The organism is Janthinobacterium sp. TND4EL3, assembly GCF_900156175.1.
In the GTDB taxonomy this organism is placed as follows: Bacteria; Pseudomonadota; Gammaproteobacteria; order Burkholderiales; family Burkholderiaceae_D; genus Janthinobacterium.
The window spans coordinates 1-21067 of record NZ_FTMV01000003.1 but is presented as its reverse complement, the minus strand read 5'-3'; the positions used below and the strand labels follow the sequence as shown (position 1 = coordinate 21067).

22 protein-coding genes are annotated in these 21067 nt (G+C 66.1%); 10 read left to right on the top strand and 12 right to left on the bottom strand.

What is annotated here, in order from left to right:
* Window positions 1-101: 101 nt before the first annotated feature.
* From BXA07_RS06025 to BXA07_RS06005, 5 genes are all read left to right on the top strand, one after another.
* Entirely contained in the window at window positions 102-968 is an 867-nt protein-coding gene (locus tag BXA07_RS06025) for a LysR family transcriptional regulator (RefSeq protein WP_076566588.1), read from the top strand.
* A 72-nt stretch (window positions 969-1040) separates the two neighbouring features.
* On the top strand, window positions 1041-1856 hold the full coding sequence (locus tag BXA07_RS06020) for an MlaE family ABC transporter permease (protein ID WP_076567109.1): 816 nt from the start codon (window positions 1041-1043) through the stop codon (window positions 1854-1856).
* Between the two features lie 56 nt (window positions 1857-1912).
* Complete coding sequence (locus tag BXA07_RS06015) at window positions 1913-2944, top strand: MlaD family protein (RefSeq protein ID WP_076566586.1); 1032 nt, start codon at window positions 1913-1915, stop codon at window positions 2942-2944.
* Complete coding sequence (locus BXA07_RS06010; protein WP_139335469.1) at window positions 2944-3612, top strand: hypothetical protein; 669 nt, start codon at window positions 2944-2946, stop codon at window positions 3610-3612. The genes BXA07_RS06015 and BXA07_RS06010 overlap by 1 nt, the downstream gene beginning before the upstream one ends.
* Window positions 3613-3700: 88 nt before the next feature.
* Window positions 3701-5020 (top strand): ATP-binding protein, encoded by a 1320-nt coding sequence (locus BXA07_RS06005; protein ID WP_076566582.1) that lies wholly within the window; start codon window positions 3701-3703, stop codon window positions 5018-5020.
* Here BXA07_RS06005 and BXA07_RS06000 read toward each other — a convergent pair.
* The 8 genes from BXA07_RS06000 to BXA07_RS05965 all read right to left on the bottom strand — a co-directional run bounded on the left by BXA07_RS06000 (window position 5017) and on the right by BXA07_RS05965 (window position 12961).
* Window positions 5017-6342 carry a response regulator c-di-GMP phosphodiesterase, NosR family gene (locus BXA07_RS06000; RefSeq protein ID WP_244556202.1) on the bottom strand — a complete coding sequence of 442 codons (1326 nt, stop codon included), beginning with the start codon at window positions 6340-6342 and terminating at the stop codon, window positions 5017-5019. The genes BXA07_RS06005 and BXA07_RS06000 overlap by 4 nt on opposite strands.
* A gap of 26 nt (window positions 6343-6368) precedes the next feature.
* Window positions 6369-7832, bottom strand: a complete 1464-nt coding sequence (locus BXA07_RS05995) for an ATP-binding protein (RefSeq protein WP_076566580.1) — start codon at window positions 7830-7832, stop codon at window positions 6369-6371.
* 14 nt (window positions 7833-7846) lie between these two features.
* Window positions 7847-8686: an HDOD domain-containing protein gene (locus tag BXA07_RS05990; RefSeq protein ID WP_076566578.1), complete on the bottom strand. Its 840-nt coding sequence runs from the start codon at window positions 8684-8686 to the stop codon at window positions 7847-7849.
* Window positions 8683-9015: a P-loop NTPase family protein gene (locus BXA07_RS05985; protein ID WP_139335452.1), complete on the bottom strand. Its 333-nt coding sequence runs from the start codon at window positions 9013-9015 to the stop codon at window positions 8683-8685. The genes BXA07_RS05990 and BXA07_RS05985 overlap by 4 nt, the downstream gene beginning before the upstream one ends.
* On the bottom strand, window positions 9012-9878 hold the full coding sequence (locus BXA07_RS05980; RefSeq protein WP_083708064.1) for a response regulator: 867 nt from the start codon (window positions 9876-9878) through the stop codon (window positions 9012-9014). The genes BXA07_RS05985 and BXA07_RS05980 overlap by 4 nt, the downstream gene beginning before the upstream one ends.
* A 135-nt stretch (window positions 9879-10013) precedes the next feature.
* Complete coding sequence (locus tag BXA07_RS05975) at window positions 10014-10478, bottom strand: hypothetical protein (RefSeq protein WP_076566574.1); 465 nt, start codon at window positions 10476-10478, stop codon at window positions 10014-10016.
* Between the two features lie 81 nt (window positions 10479-10559).
* A complete protein-coding gene (locus BXA07_RS05970) occupies window positions 10560-11822 on the bottom strand; it encodes a DEAD/DEAH box helicase (RefSeq protein WP_076566572.1) in 1263 nt (420 codons plus the stop codon).
* A gap of 80 nt (window positions 11823-11902) precedes the next feature.
* Entirely contained in the window at window positions 11903-12961 is a 1059-nt protein-coding gene (locus tag BXA07_RS05965) for an Lnb N-terminal periplasmic domain-containing protein (RefSeq protein ID WP_170909614.1), read from the bottom strand.
* 185 nt (window positions 12962-13146) lie between these two features.
* Here BXA07_RS05965 and BXA07_RS05960 point away from each other — a divergent pair, with 185 nt between their 5' ends.
* Together BXA07_RS05960 and BXA07_RS05955 are read left to right on the top strand one after the other, a co-directional pair.
* Window positions 13147-13851, top strand: coding sequence for a hypothetical protein (locus BXA07_RS05960; protein WP_076566570.1), 705 nt, complete (start codon window positions 13147-13149; stop codon window positions 13849-13851).
* 40 nt (window positions 13852-13891) lie between these two features.
* Window positions 13892-14245 carry a glyoxalase superfamily protein gene (locus tag BXA07_RS05955; protein ID WP_076567105.1) on the top strand — a complete coding sequence of 118 codons (354 nt, stop codon included), beginning with the start codon at window positions 13892-13894 and terminating at the stop codon, window positions 14243-14245.
* Here the strand turns inward: BXA07_RS05955 and BXA07_RS05950 are convergent.
* On the bottom strand, window positions 14242-14793 hold the full coding sequence (locus BXA07_RS05950) for a TetR/AcrR family transcriptional regulator (protein WP_244556201.1): 552 nt from the start codon (window positions 14791-14793) through the stop codon (window positions 14242-14244). The genes BXA07_RS05955 and BXA07_RS05950 overlap by 4 nt on opposite strands.
* A gap of 135 nt (window positions 14794-14928) precedes the next feature.
* Between BXA07_RS05950 and BXA07_RS05945 the strand changes: the two genes are divergently transcribed.
* Entirely contained in the window at window positions 14929-15516 is a 588-nt protein-coding gene (locus BXA07_RS05945) for an isochorismatase family protein (protein ID WP_076566566.1), read from the top strand.
* A 35-nt stretch (window positions 15517-15551) separates the two neighbouring features.
* Here BXA07_RS05945 and BXA07_RS05940 read toward each other — a convergent pair whose 3' ends face one another.
* Complete coding sequence (locus BXA07_RS05940) at window positions 15552-16721, bottom strand: mandelate racemase/muconate lactonizing enzyme family protein (RefSeq protein WP_076566564.1); 1170 nt, start codon at window positions 16719-16721, stop codon at window positions 15552-15554.
* Between the two features lie 99 nt (window positions 16722-16820).
* On the opposite strand from BXA07_RS05940, the gene BXA07_RS05935 reads away from it, so the two are divergent.
* Both BXA07_RS05935 and motA read left to right on the top strand, forming a co-directional pair.
* Complete coding sequence (locus BXA07_RS05935) at window positions 16821-17741, top strand: LysR family transcriptional regulator (RefSeq protein ID WP_076566562.1); 921 nt, start codon at window positions 16821-16823, stop codon at window positions 17739-17741.
* 42 nt (window positions 17742-17783) lie between these two features.
* Window positions 17784-18647: a flagellar motor stator protein MotA gene (motA, locus tag BXA07_RS05930; protein ID WP_076566560.1), complete on the top strand. Its 864-nt coding sequence runs from the start codon at window positions 17784-17786 to the stop codon at window positions 18645-18647.
* Window positions 18648-18677: 30 nt separating this feature from the next.
* On the opposite strand, the gene BXA07_RS05925 is transcribed toward motA, so the two are convergent.
* Both BXA07_RS05925 and BXA07_RS05920 read right to left on the bottom strand, forming a co-directional pair.
* Window positions 18678-20144: an aminotransferase-like domain-containing protein gene (locus tag BXA07_RS05925; protein WP_076566558.1), complete on the bottom strand. Its 1467-nt coding sequence runs from the start codon at window positions 20142-20144 to the stop codon at window positions 18678-18680.
* A gap of 9 nt (window positions 20145-20153) precedes the next feature.
* Window positions 20154-20738 (bottom strand): LysE family translocator, encoded by a 585-nt coding sequence (locus BXA07_RS05920; RefSeq protein ID WP_076566556.1) that lies wholly within the window; start codon window positions 20736-20738, stop codon window positions 20154-20156.
* Between the last annotated feature and the right edge of the window lie 329 nt (window positions 20739-21067).

Sequence of the window (21067 nt, the reverse complement as noted above, 5' to 3'; positions counted from 1 at the left end):
ACGGGGCAGCCAGTATGCGAGCGTTGCACGATGCAGTAAACAGGCATAAACTCGGCACCTTGATGCAAAAATGCATCACCATATGCAATAGGAGAAGCAGCTTGGACTGGGATAACGCACGCATCTTTCTGGCCATCGGCCGGGCCGGCACCCTGCGCGCCGCGGCCGCCCTGCTGTGCATCGACCAGGCCACGTGCGGGCGCCGCCTGGCCGCGCTGGAAAGCTCGCTGGGCGCCACCCTGTTCCTGCGCACGCCGTCGGGCTACGTGCCCACGCCGGCCGGCGAGCTGGCGCTGACGGCCGCCGAAGCGATGGAGCGGGCGGCCGACAAGCTGCAGCGCGAGATGCAGGGCGTCGATACCCGTTTAAGCGGCCTGGTGCGCGTGGCCACCACGGACACCATGGCCAGCCATTTCGTCATCCGCGCCATGCAGCGGCTGCACGCGGCCCACCCGGACATCCGCATCGTGCTCAACGTGGCGCCCGCGCTGGCCAGCCTGACGCGGCGCGAGGCGGACCTGGCCGTGCGCGGCGTGCGCCCCACCGACCCGGACCTGATCTCGCGCCACCTCGTCAAGCGCAGCCTGGGCCTGTACGCCTCAAAAAGCTACCTGGCCGAACGGGGCGAACCCGTGCGCGGCACGGCGCTGGCCGGCCATGACATCGTCATCTACCACCAGTCCGTGACGCCGCGCCATGCCGAGAAAATCGCGGGCGAGCCCGTCGCCAACGCCCGGGTCGCCATGGAAGTCAATTCGGCGGCCATGCTGCAGGAAGCCACGCGCGCGGGCCTGGGCGTGGCCGAGCTGGCCACCCACCTGGGCGACATCGACCCGCAGCTCGTGCGCATCTGGCCCGAGCGGGCGGAAAGCTACGACGTGTGGCTCGTCATGCACGCCGACCTGAACCGCTCGGCCCGCGTGCGCGCGGCGGCCGACGCCATCATTGCCAGCGTGGCCGGTCAATAGCCAGGCTGCCAGCCACGGCCGCACTGCTGCACAATCGCTTGTATCGAACGCATGCAATGTTAAGATGCCATGATGACCCTCTCCGTCTCCCTCATCATCAGCCTGCGCCGCCTGCACCGGGCCACCATGGCCTGGCTGGTCAGCTGGTGGCGCATGCTGCATTTCGCCATCCTCGTGTTTTCGCTGGCCCTGTCGCCGTCGAGCTATAACCGCGACAACCGCCCCATCCTCGCGCACCGGCTGGTAACGAACACGGCGCCCAACCTCGTGTGGTTCAGCGTGGCCTGCGCGCTCGTCAGCCTGGTGCTGATCCGCATCGTCGTCGTCAGCGCGCAAAGCTACGGCCTGTCGCGCTATGCGCTGGAAATGGTGGTGCGCGTGCTGGTGCTGGAACTGATACCGCTGACGGCCGCCCTGTTCGTCGCCCTGCGCCTGACCCTGCCCGACGGCATTGCGTTTGCGCAAATGCGCTCGTCCGGCATGCTCGACACCATGCAGCGCCAGGGCATCGACCTGCTGCGCCGCGAGTACTTTCCACGCGTCATGTCCGGCATCTTCGCCGTGTGGATGCTGGCCATCGTCAGCTGCGTCACCTCGCTTATCCTCGCCTACCTGACGATCTACGGTTTTACGCCGTGGGCGCTGCAAGGCTACACGCGCGTGGTGGGACAGATCTTCAATCCGGCCGTGGCCCTGATCCTGATGCTCAAGGTCATCTTCTTCAGCTTTGCCGTGGCCCTGATTCCGCTGGCCGCCTCCTATTATCCGGAAGACCCGCACGGGCGGCGCAACCGCCTGTGGGCCGCGCACGGCCTGTCCGAAATGCTGCGCCTGTTTTCCGTCATCCTGCTGATCGAAGTGGCTTCGCTGATGGGTAATTACTACTGATGCCCCGCCCGCCACCGCCAGCGATCCCCGAACCACCCATACGAGAGCCAGAATCCATGAGCCAGAGCCAGCCCCCCAATCCCGACCAGGTCGACGTCACGGCGCCCGCCGGCCTCACGCAAGATTCCGTGCTGCCCGCGCCGCCGCCCGTGCGCCACGCCGAACTGAAGGCGGCCATCCTGCTCGTCTTCATGTTCGTGCTGATGGCCGGCTCCGTCGTCTACCTGATGTATGCGCGCGGCGCCTTTGAGGCAACGCAAACCCTGGTGCTGACGGCCGACGATTCGGACGGCGTGGGCGTGGGCGCCGACCTGACCTTTTCCGGCTTTCCCATCGGCCGCGTGCAGCGCATCGAACTGGCGCCGGACGGCCGCGCGCGCGTCATCATCGACGTGCCGCGCAAGGATGCGCACTGGCTGCGCAGCAGCTCCATCTTCACGCTCGAACGGGGCATCGTGGGCGGCGCCAAGCTGCGCGCCTACAGCGGCATCCTGACCGACCCGCCGCTGCCCGACGACGCCACGCGCGACCTGCTGGTGGGCGACATGGCGGCGGAAATCCCCCGCCTGCTGGCCGCCGCGAAAGACCTGCTCAACAACCTGGGCAGCCTGACGGGCGCCGATTCCCCGCTCGACGGCACCTTGCGCAACGTGCAGGCCGTCACCGGCAAGCTGAGCGGCCCCGGCGGCGCCATGGGCTTGCTGACGGGCGACGACAAGCAGTCGCGCCTGCTCGTCGAGCGGGCCAACGCCCTGCTCGTCACTGCCGACCAGCTGGCGCGCCGCACGGATGGCCTGGTAGCCAACGCCGATACGCGCGTCTTCGGCGAAAAAGGGGTCATGACGGATGCGCAGGCCACCATCGTGCAGCTGAACGCCCTGCTGGCCGACACGCGCGCCAGCCTGAAAAAAGTCGACGCCGTGCTGGTCGAGGCGCAAGCCGTGGGCGCCAACGCCCGGGTGGCGACCGCCGACCTGGGCCCGCTGCGCGCGGACGTGGAAAGCAATCTGCGCAAGGTCGAGCAGCTGGTCAATGAAATCAACCGCAAATGGCCATTCAAGCGCAATCCGGAGATCAAACTGCCATGATGAATATCAAGCTCCTCTTGCCTGCCCTGCTAGTGACGGCGCTGGCCGCCTGCTCCAGCGGCCCGCCCGTGCCGGACTGGAAGATGAATGCGCAAAGTTCCGTCGAGCGTTTTCAAGCCGCTTACCTGGGCGGCAACGCCCTCGTCGAGCAGACGGAATTCCGCCGCGCCCGCAGCCAGGTGGCGGGCACGGGCAAGCTCGAACTGGTGGCGCGCATCGAGCTGCTGCGCTGCGCCGCGCGCGTGGCCAGCCTGGCCTTCGACGATTGCGCGGGCTTCGACGCCCTGAAAGCCGACGCGAGCGACGCCGACCGCGCGTATGCGGCTTACCTGGCCGGCAAGGCGCAAGGGGCCGACGTCGCCCTGCTGCCGGAAGCGCAGCGCGCGGCCGCCGGTGCCGCATCCGACACGGCCGCCGCCAGCGCCGTGGCGGCCATCGATGACCCGCTGTCGCGGCTGGTGGCGGCCGGCGTGCTGCTGCGCTCGGGCCGCGCCACGCCGGAATTGCTCGACACGGCCGTGGCCACGGCCTCGGACCAGGGCTGGCGCCATCCGCTGCTGGCCTGGCTGGGCGTGCAGCGCCTGCGCGCCGAACAGGCGGGCGATGCGCCAGCGGCGCAGCGCATCGCGCGGCGCATGGCGGTCGTGGAGCAGCCGCCGGCGCCCTGAAGATAACGCTGGCAAGCCCAAGGCAGGCAGAATCGGGCATAATCGAGCCAGGATGACAGCCATGCCGTGCAGGCAGCGAGGTGTGACGATGCAGTTCGAGGATTTCGACTTTTCCACCCCCGAGCCAGGCAAGCACGGCGAGGGCCCGCCTGGCGACGGCGCCCCGGCCGCCACGGCCGTGCGCCTGCAATACCTGCTCGACAACACGCCCTCCATCATCTATTGCACCGTGCCCAGCGGCGACTTCAAGATGACCTTCGTCAGCAACAATGCCCTGAACGTGCTGGGCTACCGGCCCGAGGACATGGTGGCCGACCCCAACTTCTGGTTCGACCACATCCACCCCGACGATGCGCCCGGCATCTTTTCCAGCCTGGCGCAGATCTTCGTCGAAGGCGCGCGCGCCTATGAATACCGCTTCCGCGTGCGCGACGGCAGCTACCTGTGGATGCACGACAGCCTGCGCCTGGTGCGCGACGAGCACGGCGTGCCGTTCGAGGTGATCGGTTCGCTGACGGATATTACCGAACGCAAGCGCATGGAAGCGATGCTGCAGGCGCGCGGCGAGGAGCAGCAACTACTGATCAGCAAGTTGCAGGAAGCGCACGACCAGCTGCTGCAATCGGAAAAGATGGCCTCGATCGGCCAGCTGGCGGCCGGCATCGCGCACGAAATCAACAACCCGATCGGCTTCGTCAATTCGAACATGAGTTCCCTGCAAGGCTATGTCGCCACCCTGTTCGACGTCATCGCCCAGTATGAAGCGGCGCTGCGCGAAGCGCCCGGCCTGGCCGCCCGCGTGGAGCAGGTGCGCGGGCAGGCCGACCTGGGCTTCCTGCAGGACGATATCGGCGACCTGGTCGGCGAATCGCTCGATGGCTTGAAGCGCGTGCGCGACATCGTGCAGGCGCTGAAGGATTTTTCCCATGTGGGCGAGACGGACTGGCAGGTCGCCAGCCTGCACGCGGGCCTGGACAGCACCTTGAACATCGTCGCCAACGAATTGAAATACAAGGCGCGCATCGAGAAGCAGTACGGCGAGCTGCCGCCGATACTGTGCCTGGCGTCGCAGCTGAACCAGGTGTTCATGAACCTGCTCGTCAATGCGGGCCAGGCCATCAGCAGCGACGGCGTGATCAGCATCCGCACGGGCCATGCGGGCGACTGGGTGTGGGTGGAGATCGGCGACACAGGCGCCGGCATCGCGCCCGAGCACCTGAACCGCATCTTCGAGCCGTTCTTCACCACCAAGGCCGTGGGCAGCGGCACGGGCCTGGGCCTGTCGCTGTCGTACGGCATCGTCAACAAGCACGGCGGCCGCATCGAGGTGGCCTCGGAAGTGGGCCAGGGCACGCGCTTTACCGTGCACCTGCCCGTCGCGCCGCCCGCGGCCCAGGCAGCGCCCTAGGCTTCCTTCACGGGCGCATACACGCGGATGCTCAGGCGCCCGCCATTCTTGCCTTCGAAGTCGAGCAGCTGGGCGATCACGCGGGCCGTCAGCACGTGTTCGGCCGCCAGCAGCATCAGGCCGTCGCGGCTGATCAGGTCGCGCGACAGCGTCATGCCCGGCTCCAGCTGGCCCGACAGCACGGTCAGGTCGCGCGCCGGCGGCTCCGTCTCGTCCATGATGCCGCGGAACGCGGCCACCACGGCCGGGTCATAGCGCTTGCCCACGCTGTCGTAGATCAGGGTGCGGGCCTCGTCGGCGCGCAGGCTGCGCTGCACCATGGCGCCGATCTGCAAGCCATCGTAGTCGGACGCCAGCGCCAGGATGCGCGCGCCCAGCGGGATGGCCAGGCCCACCAGGCCGTCGGGAAAGCCGCCGCCGTCGAAGCGCTCCAGCTGCGAGCGCAGGATCACGGAGACGGCGCGCAGTTCGTCGAGCGCCATCAGCAGCTGTTCCGCGCGCAGCGGATGCTTGCGGAAGGCGGCCAGCTGCTCGCCCGTCCAGGCGCTGGCCGGCAATTCCAGCACGTCGTCGCTCAGGCTGAGCTTGCCGATATCCTTGAGCAGGGCCGCGATGAACACGTCGCGCGCCTCCTGCCCTTCCAGGCCCAGCGCCTGCGCCAGCTTGCGCGACAGCTCGGCCACCCTGCGCGCATGGCCGGCCAGCTTGCCGCCGCGCATCTCGATCAAATTGGAAAATACCTTGATCGTCGTCACGAACGTGGCCTTCAGGCGCTCGTTGGCCGCCTGCACCTCGTCATGCGACTGTTTCAGCTGCTGCGTGCGCGTGGCCACCTTCGCTTCCAGGCTGGCATTGAGCGCCTGCAGCGCCACGTTCTGGCTGGCCGTCAGCGCTTCCAGGCGCCGCTTTTCCTGCTCCAGCGCGCGCCGCTCCAGCGCGTGGCGCACCACCAGCACGATATCGTTCTCGTCCCAGGGCTTGGTCACGTAGCGGTAGATCTCGCCCTGGTTGATGGCGTCGAGGATGGACTGGATGTCGGCGTAGCCCGTCAGCAGCAGGCGCACGGTGTCGGGCCAGCGCTGGCGCACCTGGGACAGGAACTGCGCGCCATCCATGTGCGGCATGCGCATGTCGGAAATGACCAGGTCCACCGTCTCGGCCTCGAGCAGGGCCAGGCCGGCCGCGCCGCCGTCGGCCGTCAGCACGCGGTAGCCGTGCGGGCGGAACAGCCGGCGCAGCGACGACAGGATATTCGGTTCGTCGTCGACGCACAGGATGGTGGGCGGCGCGGCCGCGGTGCTGGCGCTGCTACTGGTGCTCATGCTCATGCTCATGCTGTCCTGTTCGGTCATGGTGCGACGGCCTGCGCCTGGCGCACGGGCAAGGTGATGCGGAAGATCGTGCCGCGGCCAATAATGCTGCGCACGTCGATGCGGCCATGGTGTTTTTGCACCGTCGTGTAGGCCAGCGACAGGCCCAGCCCCGTGCCCTTGCCGACGGCCTTGGTGGTAAAGAACGGATCGAAGATGCGCGACAGGTGTTCGGGCGCGATACCGGCGCCATTGTCCTCGACCTCGATCCACACTTCGGCCCCATTGTCGCTGCCCGTGCGCAGGGTGATGCGTCCGTGCGCCTCGCCCATGGCGTGGGCGGCGTTCACGACCAGGTTCATGATCACCTGGTTCAGTTCCGACGGCTGGCATTCGATGTCGGGAATGTCGCCGAACTCGCGCACCACGTCGGCCTTGTACTTGACCTCGTTATTCACGATGTTGAGCGTGGTGTTGATGCCCTGGCGCAGGTCGGCCCACACCCATTCCTGGTGTGCGTCCGTGCGCGAAAAATCCTTCAGGTCCTGCACGATGCGGCGCACGCGCGCAATGCCTTCCTTCGACTCGCCCATCAGCAGCGGAATGTCGGTGCGCAGGAAATCGAGGTCGATCTGTTCGCGCAGCGCGCGCAGGCGTGCCGCCACCACGGGGTCGGCGACGGCCGGCTCGGCGTCCTCGTAGGCGTCGAGCATGCTGAACAGGTCGTCCAGGTAGCCTTCCAGGGTGCCGACATTGGAAAACACATAGCCGATGGGATTGTTGATCTCGTGCGCCACGCCGGCGGCCAGCTGGCCGATCGAGGCCAGCTTTTCCGACTGCAACAGCTTTTGCTGGGCCAGCGACAGCTTGCTGTTCAATTCCGTCAGGGCAAGGTTGCGCTCGCGCAATTCCAGGTCGGCGATCTGGCGCTGGCGGATATCGTCGGCCAGGCGCTCGTTCATTTCGGCCAGCTGGGCCGTGCGCTTGGCCACCAGGTGTTCCAGGTTGTCGTGCGCCTTGCGCAGCGCGCTCTCGGCATTGCGCCGCTCGCTCACGTCGCGCAGGGTTTCGATGGCGCCCACCAGCCGCCCCTGGCGGTCGCGCAGGGGCGCCGCCGTGAAGTGCAGCCAGTGGCCGTCCGGACCGATATCGGCAAAATAGTCCTCGGCCTCGTAGGCGCCGGGAATCACGGGAGAACGCTTGAGCTTGCCAAGGTAGAGGTCATTTTCACCGAGCGCGATATCGTCGGCCACCAGCAGGTCGGCCAGGCAGGCGCGCGGCTGCGGGTAAAACGCTTTCCAGTGGTCGCGCGTGCCCACCATCTCGGCGGCCGTAAAGCCCAGCAGCTGCTCGCAGGCGCTGTTCCAGTGCGTCACCACGTGGTCCGTATTGATGGCGAAGGTGGCCACGGGATGGCCGTCGAAAAACGCCGACAGCGCGATGGTGTCGCCCTGGCGGCGTTCCGGCGTGGCGGGCAGCGCTTGCCCTGCTTCTGTTTCCATGGCCTCTGTCCTGTTCATGCCAGCATGATCCGCGACATTTCATCGAAGGTGTGTTCCGTTTGCCGCAGCAGCGCCAGCCAGGCCTGCTCGTCGAGGGCGATGCCGCGCCAGACCGCCGGCGACAGGGGCGGCACCAGCGCATCGTCGGCGCCGGCCAGGTCGAGCCCCAGCACGACGGCGTTGGCCATGTGCACGGCCAGCGGCAGGCCGCCCGCTTCCAGCCGGTCGATGGCGTGGTGGTCGGCCACGGCCTGCTGTATCGTGGCGGGGAACTTCCAGTAGGCGGCCAGGGCGCTGCCCACCTGCGCATGGTCGATGCCGATGACGGCCAGCTCGGCCTCGGCCATCTGGCAGTCATGCGCCTGGCGGTGGCTGCGCACGAGCGCGTGCTCGGCCGGGAAGCGCGTCACCAGCACCAGGGTGCCCAGGTCGTGCAGCAATCCCGCCGTGAACGCCGTCTCGGGGTTGACGCGCAGGTGCGGCGCCAGCAGGCGCGCGGCGATGGCCGTGGCCAGCGAGTGGCGCCAGAACGCCTGGAAATCGAAGCCGCCGCTGACGGGCGTGAAGCTGCCCGTCAGGGCGCAGGCCGTGACGACGGTGCGGATGCTGTGAAAGCCCAGCACGGAAACGGCTTGCGGAATGCTGGTGACCTTCGATTGCATGCCGTAGAACGAGGAATTGGCGATGCGCAAGGTCTTCGCCGCCAGGCCCTGGTCCAGCTCGATCTTTTGCGCCAGCACATGGACGTCCGTGTCATCCTGATCCATGCTCGACAGCAGCTCCAGCACGACCACCGGCAGCGAGGGCAGTTCCTGTATCTGGCGGATGATGTGTTCAAAACTGAGCCGTGTCATGCGCTGCTCCCTTGCCGGTAGCGCTGCAGCAGGGCCAGCAGCTGCGCCCCGGCGGAACCGGGCGGCGTGGCGCGGAACAGCACGGCCAGCCGTTCCAGGCGGCGCGCCCTTTCCTGCTCGGCATGCGCCTGCGCGGCGGGGTCGGGCGCCTCGTCCATGACGACATGGCAGCGCTCCACATTGCGCCGGCGCAAGGCCGTCAGGTTCGCCGCCGTCAGGATGGCGCCCTGGGCCAGCAGCACGGCGCCGCTGGTGTCGTTCAGCGCCTGCGCCAGCACCATGCCTTCCTGCGCTTGCTCAATGGAAATCTCACGTCCACTACTACTCATGTGCCTGCTCCATGCCGACTCAGGGTGATCAGGCTGCCGCGCGAGCGCGAATGCAGGCCCATGGGGTGGACGGCCACGGCATACGCCTGGCCGTCGATGGCGGCCAGGCAGGGCGCGCCCTGCCCGTCGAACAGCTGCGGCAGCACCAGCGCCGCTTCGTTGCCCAGCAAGGCTGCACCGCGCTCGAACAGGTTGGCCGCCGCCGCGTTGATGAAGGCGATCATGCCGTCCTCGTCGAGCCCGATCACGGGCAAGGGTAAAAATTGCAGCAATTCGCGCGCGATGCCCAGGCTGACCTCGTCGCGGCTGATCTGGTGCTGCTGCTGGCGCACCAGCGCCTGCATGGCCGCATTGGCCGCCGCCAGGGCCAGGTTGGCCTCGCGCAACTGCGCATTGAGGCGCACATTGTCGTCGTCGATGCCCTTCAGGCGGAACGCTTCGGCGATATGCTCGCGCAGTTGATGGTCTTCCCAGGGCTTGGTGAGGAACTTGAAGATGGCGCCTTCGTTGACGGCGTCCGTGACGGCCTGCAACTCGGTGTAGCCCGACAGCATGATGCGTATGGTCTGCGGACACAGCAGCTTGGCCTTGCGCAGGAAGTCGGCGCCCAGCATGCCGGGCATGCGCTGGTCCGACACGATGACGTCGACGGCATGGCTGGCCAGCACGTCCAGCCCTTCCTGGCCGCTGCCGGCCGTCAGGATATGGTAGCCGTCGCGCCGCAGCAGGCGCTTGAGGGAAGCGAGGATATTCGGCTCGTCATCGACCAGCAGCAAGGTGCGCGGCGACGCCACGGGCGGCTGCCCGGCGTCCGCCGCCAGCACCGCCGTCAGCGGCATACCGTGCTCGTCGTGCAAATCCATCGGAACGTCCTCTCATCGCCACGGCGATATCGGAGCTTGCCTGGAGGGGAATCGGCCGCGCCAGACAGTCTTGCGAGTCTTGCGCGGCAGCCAGCTTGCGCTGAAATTATACGACTAAATATTCCTTTTGGACACTTATCCGCGCCGGGGCGGGCACGGCATGTCGCGGTAAAACATAAAGCCGCCCAGGCCGATGGCCCTGGTGTCGGCTTGCACGGCATATATCAGCGTATTCTTGTCCGCCTCGATGCGCAGCAGATTCTTGTGCTGCACGATTTGCGCGTGGGACAGCTCCAGCGACGGCGTCGGCGCCAGCGCCAGGCGCAATTCGGACGTGGCCGGGTCATACGCCCAGCGGCCCGGGTTGTAGAAGGCAAAACCGCCGTCGAAACGCAGGCTGCCATCCTTGAACTGGGTCAGGCAAATGCCGGGAAATTCGCTGGGCGGGTTGTACCAGGTGGCGGCCACGGCCGCATCGGCCGGCGTCTTGCCCGGCATCTGCATCCCGGCCTTGTCCCTGTTGCCGCCCATGCCGGCGCAAGCGGCCAGCGCCGCGAGGCAGGCGGCAGCGGCCGCCCGTTTGATGATGATCCTGTGCATGCACGTCCCCTTGCTTTATAGAAACACAATCTTAGTCCGGGAAACGTGGCCGTTCAAGCGGCCAGCGCACATAAGGCGCATTTAGTTGCCTGCGGCCGCCTTCGCCGCCATGGCAGCGGCCTCGCGCAATTTGTCCTTCTTGCTCTTGCGCGCGCCCTTCACGCCGCCGTTCACCGTATCCGTGGCGGGGTTGACGGGCGTGGGCAGTTCCGTCGGCTCGAAACCGGCCACCACTTCGCGCACGATGCGCAGGTCGTTGCGGTTTTCGATCAGGCGGAAATGCGCTTCCGTATCGGCCGTGACAAAACTGACGGCCGTGCCGCTTTCGCCCGCGCGGCCCGTGCGGCCGATGCGGTGCGTGTAGTCGACGGCGGAACGGGGCAAGTCGTAGTTGACGACGGCCGGCAGGCCGGCGATGTCGATGCCGCGCGCGGCCACGTCGGTGGCGACCAGCACCTGCAGGCGCCCCGCCTTGAAGTCGGCCAGCAGCTGGCTGCGCGTGCCCTGGCTGAATTCGCCGTGGAATGCGCCCACGTGCAGTCCCGCGCGCTGCAGCTTGTCGGCCACGTGTTCGGCCGCGTACTTGGTGGCGACGAACACCAGCACGCGCTCCCACTGCTGCTGCAGGATCAGGTAGCGCAGCAGCTGCGTGCGGCGCGGCACGTCGACCGTGATGGCGCGCTGCACGATGTCGGGCTTGTCCTGCGGTTCGGACGCCACCTCGATGCGCACGGGTTCCGTGAGCAGGCTGTCGGCCAGCGCCTGCACGCTGTCGGGGAAGGTGGCGGAAAAGAACAGGTTTTGCCGCTGCTTGGGCAGCAGCGCCAGGATGGCGTTGATTTCCTCGCTGAAACCCATGTCCAGCAGGCGGTCGGCCTCATCGAGCACGAACAGCGACACGCCGCCCAGTTTCACGGCATTTTGCCGCACCAGGTCCAGCAAACGGCCCGGCGTGGCGACGACGATGTCGGCGCCGCCGCGCAAGTCCATCATCTGCGGGTTGATCGACACGCCGCCGAACAGCACGGAGATCTTCAGCTTGACGGGCAGCGGCTTGGCCAGCGCGTGCACCGTCTGCCCCACCTGCGCCGCCAGCTCGCGCGTGGGCACGAGGATCAGCGCGCGCACCTGGCGCGGGCCGGAAGCGGGCGCCATCAGTGCCTGCAACAGCGGCAGCGCGTAGGCGGCCGTCTTGCCGGAACCCGTCTGCGCGGCGCCCAGCACGTCGCTGCCGCGCAGGATGGCGGGAATGGCGGCCGCCTGGATAGCCGTCGGCGCGGCATAGCCGGCCTTCTCGACGGCGCGGACCAGGGCGGGAATCAGACCCAGGGAAGAAAATGGCATAGCGGGCCTTCTTTATTCGTAAAGTGAGACCGGCCGCAATGTGCGGCCGGTCGGGATATGCGACAGTATAAAGCAGGCGGCTACTGCTTGGGCATTTGCAGCTTCGGGTAGCCAGCTTCATCGTAGCCCGGCATGCCGCGCCGGATCGCGTGCGAAAAGTCCGCGTCGTCGTTGGCCGCCCGCGCGCGCGCCGTGACGTGGCCGCCCTCGCGCAGCTGCTGGAAGCTCAGGCCAGGCACCAGGCCCTTGACGTCGAACAGGTAGCGGTCCAGGTAGCCCGAGGCCATCAGCCGGTAGTCGAGCGGCAGGCCCGGCACGATGCGGCGCACCATCTCGAAGACGATGGTGGTGCAGTTGGCCGTCAGCGTGTTGTAGAACTGCGGCCGGGCCTTCAGCGCCTGCGCCTCGTCCAGGTAGGCCAGGAACAGCGAGCGCATGGCCGCCTTCGGCATCATCACGCGGTACAGATGCATGTCTTCGCCGCGCGCATTCGTGCGCACGCGCAGGATGTCGCGCTCGTCGGCGGCGATCAGGCTCATCTCGAAATGCTTGAAGAAGCCGCCGATGGCGGAAAAGCTCTCGCCCTTTTCCTTGCGGATCTCGATGGAAAACGTCAGAAAGCGCCCGTCGGCGAAGCCGAACGAGATCAGCGTATGCGCGATGTAGGGCCCCGTCCAGTACGACAGCGCCGCGTCCACCGTGCGCAGCTCGTCGAGGTCGTAGCTGCGCGGCTCCCACCGGACTGTGTAGTCGTCGTCGCTGCGCCAGTCGAAATTGCGCACGTTCTCCACGGTGACCAGATTGCCCTTCACCGTGCCCGTCACATTGCGCGCCACGTCGTCGGCCCACACGCGCTCCTGCCTGGGCGCGATGAAGCTCCACCACACGAGCAGCAGGATGAAGCCGGCCGCATATGGCAGCAGCACACGCGCGTCGCCGCGCATCCACCACAGCGCCACGCTGGCCACGCCCAGCGCGCCCCACAGCAGCGCGCCGATGGCTTGCGCGGCCGTGCCGCCGGACAGCTGGTACCACAGCGCCAGCGCGCCCCACAGAGCGGTCAACAGGAGAATCAGGGAAACGGCCATTTTGCCGACGGTGGCCAGCACGGAGCGGGCACGCAGTGAGAAGAAAGTCATGCCCCGATTATAAGGGCAAGCGCAGGATGAGGTGCGTCCGGGCAAGTGCAGCTGCAACAGGCCCGTGCGTGAAATTATTGCTTGCCTGCTAATTTATTTCATGAGAGCATGTTGCAAAAAAATAAGATGTATAGACAAGGCCGACTATCACCGCAGCGCAGCCTTGCCGATTTCCGGAGACACCTTTGCAAGCCCCTTCCCTCTACGCCCTCGCCGGCAGCCTCAATTCCCTGTTCATCGTCGTCAGCCTGTACGGCCTGTGGTCGCAGCTGCAAAAGATCTGGCGGCGCAAGCGCGATGCCGGTATCGGCGCCGGCCAGACGACGGACATTTTGTCGATCAACCAGTTCACCGTCAGCTTCCTCGCCTACTGCGCCTTCTTCGTCTACGGCTATTCGATCACGCCGTTCAACCACTACATCGTCTGGCCCCGCCTGGTCGCGTCCCTGATCGCACTGGCCATCCTGTTTGAAATCGACCGCGACCGCCGCAGCCTGGCCTCGCGCCATGCGCTGCTGGCCTGCGCGCTGCTGCTGGGCGGGGGCGTGGCGGGGCTGGCCTTCGGCCCCACGTTCAGCGATGAAAAGCGCGTGATCTCGCAAAGCCTGATCGTCGCCGTCACCGTGCTGCTGGCGCAGGGCTATGCGCACCAGATCCGCCTGATCTGGCGCTCGGGCAGGACGGGCGCCGTGTCCCTGAAAATGAGCCAGTTCATCCTGGCGATGGATGCCAGCACCATCTTCTTCGCCTGCGTCATGGGCCTGTCGACGGGGTGGCCATTACTGCTGCTGGCCTGCGTCAGCGCCGCGACCAAGCTGGTCATCATGTGGCTGTTCCGCTGGGAAAAGGCCAGCCCCGCCGCGCGCGCGAAGCGGTTGGCGCCGGCCTGAGGCTAGAATGGCGGCATCGCCACCTGTCGAAAGCACCGCCATGCATGCTGCCATCCCCATCCTGCGCATCTTCTCGGAAGACAAGGCGCGCGAATTCTACCTCGGCTTCCTCGGCTTTACCCTGGACTGGGAACATCGCTTCGAGCCTGCGGCGCCGCTGTACCTGCAGGTGACGCGGGGCGAACTGGTGCTGCACCTGTCCGAGCACTACGGCGACGCCACGCCGGGGGCGGCGCTGTTGATCCCTGTCAATGACGTCGCCGCCCTGCACGCGGAACTGCAGGCCAGGGATTACCCGTATGCGCGGCCCGGCATCCGCGACGAGGACTGGGGCCGCATCCTCGAAGTGGCGGACCCGTTCGGCAACCGGCTGCGCTTCTGGCAAAAAAACTAGGCTATAGCCAACCGGCTGCTCAAATAGCCGGACAGCACCAGCTTGAATTCCGCCACTAAGTGCGCCCGTTCAGCAAGCTCAGCCTGCGACAGCAACGGGTTCAGGCTCTTCACCACTTGTAGCGCCACATTAGCCAAACGCAAGGCTTGCTCATCGGTGAGCGCCGGCTGCTTTTGCTGAAAGGCGCGGCCGAACCGTTCACGCAAGCGCTGGCGCGCGTCTGCGTCGCGACGGTAGTTCAGCGAAGCATTCAGGACGGCAAAATAGGCGGGCCGTTCAATCGCGAAGCCTACCATCAGATCGATGATGCGCTCGGACAATGCCAGCACGCTGAGCCGGTCCGCCTGCGCGATCAAGCCATCCCACAAACGCTCCATCTCATCGCCATACTGTGCCCGCAAGGCACGCACGATGGCGTCCTTGTTCGGGAAATACTGGTAGACGGCGCCGATCGACGAAGCGGAGCGGGCGGCGATCGCCGTCATGGTGGCGGCGTCGTAACCGACTTCGCCGATCAGGGCAGCGGCAGCGTCCAGCATGGTCTGCATGCGCAAGGTGCCGCGCTGCTGTTGCGGCCTGCGCCGGGCGGTTTTTGATGCGGAAATGATATCTGAGGACATCCTCAGATTATAGCGTATAATAATCTGAGGATGTCCTCACATACAGGAACTGACATGACTACGATGAACCCGATTTCGATTGACCCAGCCATCACCGCGCTGGTGCTGATCGATCTGCAGCAGAGCAATGTAGCGCGGGAACTGGCGCCCCACTCCTCGCAACAAGTCGTCGCCCATAGCGCACAACTGGCCGAGGCCATGCGCCAGCGTGGCGGCACCGTGGTGTACGTCCGCGTGCTGATCAAGGAATTGCTGCCCCTGTCGGCCGACGTGGCGCTATCGCGCCCCGCATCAGCCCCACCGCTGCCGGAGAACGCAACCGACCTGGTGCCGGAAGCGGGCTGTCAGGAAAGTGATATCGTGATCGCCAAGCGCCAATGGGGCGCCTTCCAGGGCACCGACCTGGAACAGCAGTTGCGCCGCCGCGGCATCACTACCCTGGTTTTGGCCGGAATCGCCACCAACTTCGGCATCGAATCGACGGCGCGCGCCGCGACCGATCTCGGTTACGCCGTGGTTTTTGCCGAAGATGCGATGAGCAGCCTGCGGGCCGACTTGCACGAATTTTCCATCAAGAACATCTTCCCCTTCATGGGCAAGGTACGCTCGACCGCCGACCTCCTTTCCTCATTGGCGGCCGATCCGGCTTGATGGCTATTCCGGGTGGCCAGTCTTACTGGCCCGTATTAGTGCTCACTGAGCGCGCGCATTTCCGCATACAAATTCGCCTTGCCCTCGAAGCCGATACCGACCAGCTCCGGCATCGTGATATGGCCGTTTTCCACGCGCACGCCGTCGGGGAAGCCGCCGAAGGGCTGGAATAAATCCGGATACGATTCATTGCCGCCCAGGCCCAGGCCCGCCGCGATATTCAGCGACATCTGGTGGCCGCCGTGCGGGATGCAGCGGCTGCGCGACCAGCCGTGCTGGTGCAGCATGTCCAGGGTGCGCAGGTATTCCACCAGGCCGTAGCTGAGGGCGCAGTCGAACTGCAGCCAGTCGCGGTCGGCGCGCATGCCGCCATAGCGGATCAGGTTGCGCGCATCCTGCATGGAAAACAGGTTTTCGCCCGTCGCCATCGGCTTGTCGTAGTAGCTGCGCAGGGTGGCCTGCAGCTCGAAGTCGAGCGGGTCGCCCGCCTCTTCATACCAGAACAGATCGTACTGGCGCAGCGCCTTGGCGTAGGTGATCGAGGTATCGAGGTCGAAGCGCCCGTTCGCATCCACGCACAGCTTCTGCCCATCCTGCAGCACTTCCATGATGGCGTCGATGCGGCGCAAATCCTCGTCCAGCGAGGCGCCGCCGATTTTTTTCTTGACCACCGTGTAGCCGCGGTCGACATAGCTGCGCATCTCGTCCTGCAGGGCGGACAGGCTCTGGCCCGGGTAGTAATAGCCGCCCGCCGCATACACGAACACCTGTTTGTCCGGCGCGCCCGTGCCGTGGCGTTCGGCCAGCAGCTGGAACAGCGGTTTGTTCTCGATCTTCGCCACGGCATCCCAGATGGCCATGTCGATGGTGCCGATGGCCACCGAGCGTTCGCCGTGGCCGCCCGGCTTTTCATTGGTGTACATGCAGTCCCACACCTTGTGCGGATCGAGGTTGGCGCCGTCGTCCGTCACGAGACTGGCCGGATCGGCATCGAGGATGCGGGGAATGAAGCGCTCTCGCATCAGCATGCCCTGGCCGTAGCGGCCATTCGAATTGAAGCCGTAGCCGACGACGGGCTTGCCGTCGCGCATCACGTCCGTGATGACGGCCACCAGGCTCAAGGTCATCTTCGTGAAATCGATGTAGGCGTTGCGGATGGGGGAAGAGATGGGGATGGTCTTTTCGCGGATTTCAACGATGTTCATGGGGATCTCCTGGGGGTGAAAACAATAACGCCAGCTTACCCGCGAATGGGAGTCGTATAATCGACTACAATTTAAACCATTCTTCACTTAAAGTTCATAATGAAAAGCGACGCCACCACGGAAATGGCCTTCTTTGTGCTGCTGGCCAAGCTGGGCAGCCTGTCGGCCACGGCGCGCGAGCTGGGCATCACGCCGCCCGCCGTCAGCAAGCGATTGATGCTGATGGAACAGCGCCTGGGCGTGCGCCTGCTCAACCGCAGCACGCGGCGCATCAGCCTGACGGGCGACGGCGAAAGCTATCTGCAGCAGGCGCGGCAGATCCTCGACGACATCCGCGCCATGGAAGAATCGCTGGCCAGCGGCAGCGCCGAACCGAAGGGTTTGCTGCGCGTCAACGCCACCCTGGGCTTCGGGCGCACGGTGATCGCGCCCCTGCTGTCGCAATTCGCCCTGCGCCACCCGCAGCTGGAAGTGCAGCTGCAGCTGACGGACAGCCCCATCAACCTGGTCGAACAGGCGTATGACCTGGGCATCCGCTTCGGCGACTTGCCCGACACGCGCTTGTCGGCGCGCAGAATCATGTCGAACCGGCGCTTCCTGTGCGCCTCGCCCGCCTATCTGCAGGCGCACGGCACGCCGCAAACGCCTGATGAGCTGGCCCGGCACCGCTGCATCGTGCACCGGCAGAACGACGACGCCTACGGCATCTGGCGTTTGAGCCGTGGCCGCGCCACCCACACGGTGAAGGTGCGCGGCACGGTGGCCAGCAACGATGGCGACGTCGTGCTGGGCTGGGCCCTGGACGGCCACGGCATCCTGCTGCGCTCGGAATGGGACCTGGCCCGCTACCTCGACAGCGGTCGCCTGCGCGTGGTGCTGCCCGACTACACGCTGGCGCCGGCCGACCTGTACGCCTACTACCCGAGCCGCCACCAGCTGCCCGCCAAAGTGCGCGCTTTTATCAATTTTCTCGGCCAGCAGCTGCAGCCGGACTCGGCCAATACGGGCAAATCGGGTTAAACTACAATATTGCGATATGGCAATATTATGAAGGAGTAAGTTTTGCTAGTCATACTCGGATTTCTCGTCGTGCTGTTTTCCGTCTTCGGCGGCTTCGCCATGCAGGGCGGGCACCTGGCAGCCCTGTTCCAGCCGCTGGAACTGCTGATGATCGGCGGCGCCGCGCTGGGCACCTTCTTTGTCGGCAACGACGCCAAGGCCATCCGCGCCACGTTCGCCGCCATCCCCACCCTGTTCCACGGTTCGCAGTACACGAAGGCGCGCTACATGGAGCTGATGGGGCTGATGTACGAAATCCTCAGCAAGATCCGCAAGGAAGGCCTGATGTCGGTCGAGGACGATATCGACGACCCCTACCGCAGCGCCATCTTCGTGAAATACCCGTACACGCTCGGCGACGAGCACATCCTGGAATTCATCACCGATTATCTGCGCCTGATGGTGTCGGGCAATATGGACGCCTACCAGATCGAAAACCTGATGGATAACGAGATCGAGACGCACCACGAGGATGCGGAAATGCCGATCCAGACGATTTCGCAGCTGGCCGACGCCATGCCCGCCTTCGGCATCGTGGCCGCCGTGATGGGCGTGGTACATACGATGGCCTCCGTGGGCTTGCCGCCGGCCGAGCTGGGCGTGCTGATCGCGCAGGCGCTGGTGGGCACCTTCATCGGCATCTTGCTGGCCTACGGCTTTATCGCGCCGCTGGCGAGCTTGCTGCGCCGCAAGCACCATGAAACGGCGAAGATGTACCAGTGCGTGAAAGTAACCTTGTTGGCCAGCCTGAACGGCTATGCCCCGGCGCTGGCCGTGGAATTCGGCCGCAAGGTCATTTCCGCCACCGAACGCCCCTCGTTCAGCGAACTGGAAAACCACGTGCGCCAGGTGCGCACGAAAAACTAGGCACGATGGCTGAACCGCCCCGGCCGGTGCTCAGGACTTGCCCACGATGCCGGCGGCGGCGCTGGCGCGGGCCAGGCTTGAGCGCGCGCCAGCCACGGCGCGCAGGCGCTCTTCCAGGTAGGCGCTCACGCGCGGATGCTGGCTGAAGGCGACGTTGAAGCGGATGTGCCGGTCGGGCGTGTCGTTGGCCGAGAACGCGGCGCCGCGCATCAGCAGTATCTTGTTGCGGTAGGCGTCCTGCACCAGCAAGTCCACGTCCAGCCCTTCGGGCATGGAGCCCCACAGGAAAATGCCCGCATCGCCGGGCTGCTCGAACAGCACGCCCGCCGCGCTCAGCTGTCGCGTGCTGGCGTTGCGCGCCACCATGATCTTGCGTTGCAGCCGCTCCAGGTGCTTGCGCAGGTTGCCGGCCTTGAGTACTTCCAGCAGCACGTATTCGTTGAGCGCAGGCAACGTCATGATGGAATGGATCTTGCTGCGCATCAAGGGCTTGAGCAGGGCCGGCGCCGCGGCCAGGTAGCCCATGCGCAGGGCCGGACTCAGCGCCTTGCACAGGCTGGAATAGTAGATCACGCCGTCCAGTCCGGACAGCGATGCCAGCCGCGTGCTGTGGCCCGGCTGGAAATGGCCGTGCACGTCGTCTTCGGCGATCAGGAAGCCATGCTGCTGCGCCATGATCAGCACCTTGTGCAGGTTGGCGGCGCTGCTGCTCCACCCGGTAGGATTGTGCAGGGCCGTCTGCATGAACAGCAGGCGCGGACGGTGCGCGCGGCAAGCCGCTTCCAGCTCGTCCAGGTCAAGGCCGTCGGGGCGGCGCCGGATGGGCACCAGGCGCACGCCGTCCTGGCGCAGCCTGCCGAACATCAGGAAGTATCCGGGGTCTTCCACCAGCACCGTATCGCCGGGCTGCAGGAAGGTGCGGCAGATCAGGTCGATGGCATGGGTGCCGCCGAACGTGGTGAGGATGTGGCCGGCGTCCGCCGCGATGCCGATGCCGCGGAGCAGCAGCGCGATCTGCTCGCGCAGTTCGGCCAGCCCTTGCGGCGGACAGCGCGAAGCCATGCCGGCCGCGCTGCGCGCCAGGCCCCGTTGCACGGCCGCCGCCGGCAGCGCGTCCTGCAGCCAGGTGGGCGGCAAGGCGCCGCTGCTGGCCAGCAGCACCCCCGGCCGCTGGTCGTTCACTTGCTGGCTCAGCCAGACCGGCTCCTGCTCCTGGCCCGCTTCCAGCGCCACCTCGTCGGGAATGGCGCGGCTGGGGTCGGCAGGTGAACAGACGAAGAAACCGGTCGTGCCATGCGTATCGATGACGCCGGCGGCCACCAGCCGGTCATACGCGACCACCACGGTGTTGGTGCTCACGGCCAGTTGCGTGGCGAGCTGGCGGATCGACGGCAGCCTGGTCCCGCCAGGCAGGATGCGTTGCGCGATCTGCTGGCGCAAGGCGGCCTCGATCTGCTTGAAGAGGGCGATGGGGGAAGAGCGGTCGATGGCGAACATGGCGCAAGTCTAGCGTAAAAACATCACGGCGAGGACCAGCAGGATGGCGCCCATCGACAGATTGAAGATGCGCTGGTTGCGCGGCGCTTTCAGCACGCTGCGGATCGACACGCCGAACAGCGCCCACAGGGCGTTGCACGGCATGCCCACCACGGTGCCGACCACGGACACCAGCAACGCGCTGGCGAGCATGTTGCCCTGCGCAGGCATGAAGACCGACGCCATGGTGATCGCCTTGAGCCAGCTCTTCGGGTTCAGCGCCTGAAACAGCGCCGCCTGCGCCAAGGACACGGCCTTCGGCGCGCTGCTTCCCGCCACCGAGGCGCCGGCCAGCTTCCAGGCCAAGAACATCAGGTACAGCGCGCCCGCGATGCGCAGCAGCTGCTGCGCCATCGGGTAGGCAACGAACACGCTGCCCAGCCCCACGCACATGAGCATGGTCTGCACGAAGATGCCGGCCTGGATGCCGAGGATGACCGGCAGCGCCCCCCGATAGCCGAAATTGGCGCCGGTGGTGGCCAGCATGACGTTGTTCGGCCCGGGCGTGGCGGACATTACAAAGCAATAGCTCATCAGGGGCAGGAGTTCGGTCATGGCAGGCAGTCGCAGCGTGGAGAAGGCCCCAGTCTAGAAGCGCGGCACGGCAGCGACAAGGCACAAGGCGGCGCGTACAGGCACATGCTGTATCAGTCGGGCGACTGCTACAGCGGCGACAAGGGCCGCCCCGCCCAGCCCCCTGCCACGACCCATCGGGTTCTCATATGCCAGGAACCATGGAGCAAAACTGGGCTAGCGGCGGCGCTTTACCTCAATGGCACCGTCTGCTTTCGCCCCAAAGCTGCCGTTGCCAGCCCCCATACCGGAGCGTGGCAGCCTAGCCAACGGTGGTGAAGGCATAGCACCTAATTCTTAAACGCTAGCCA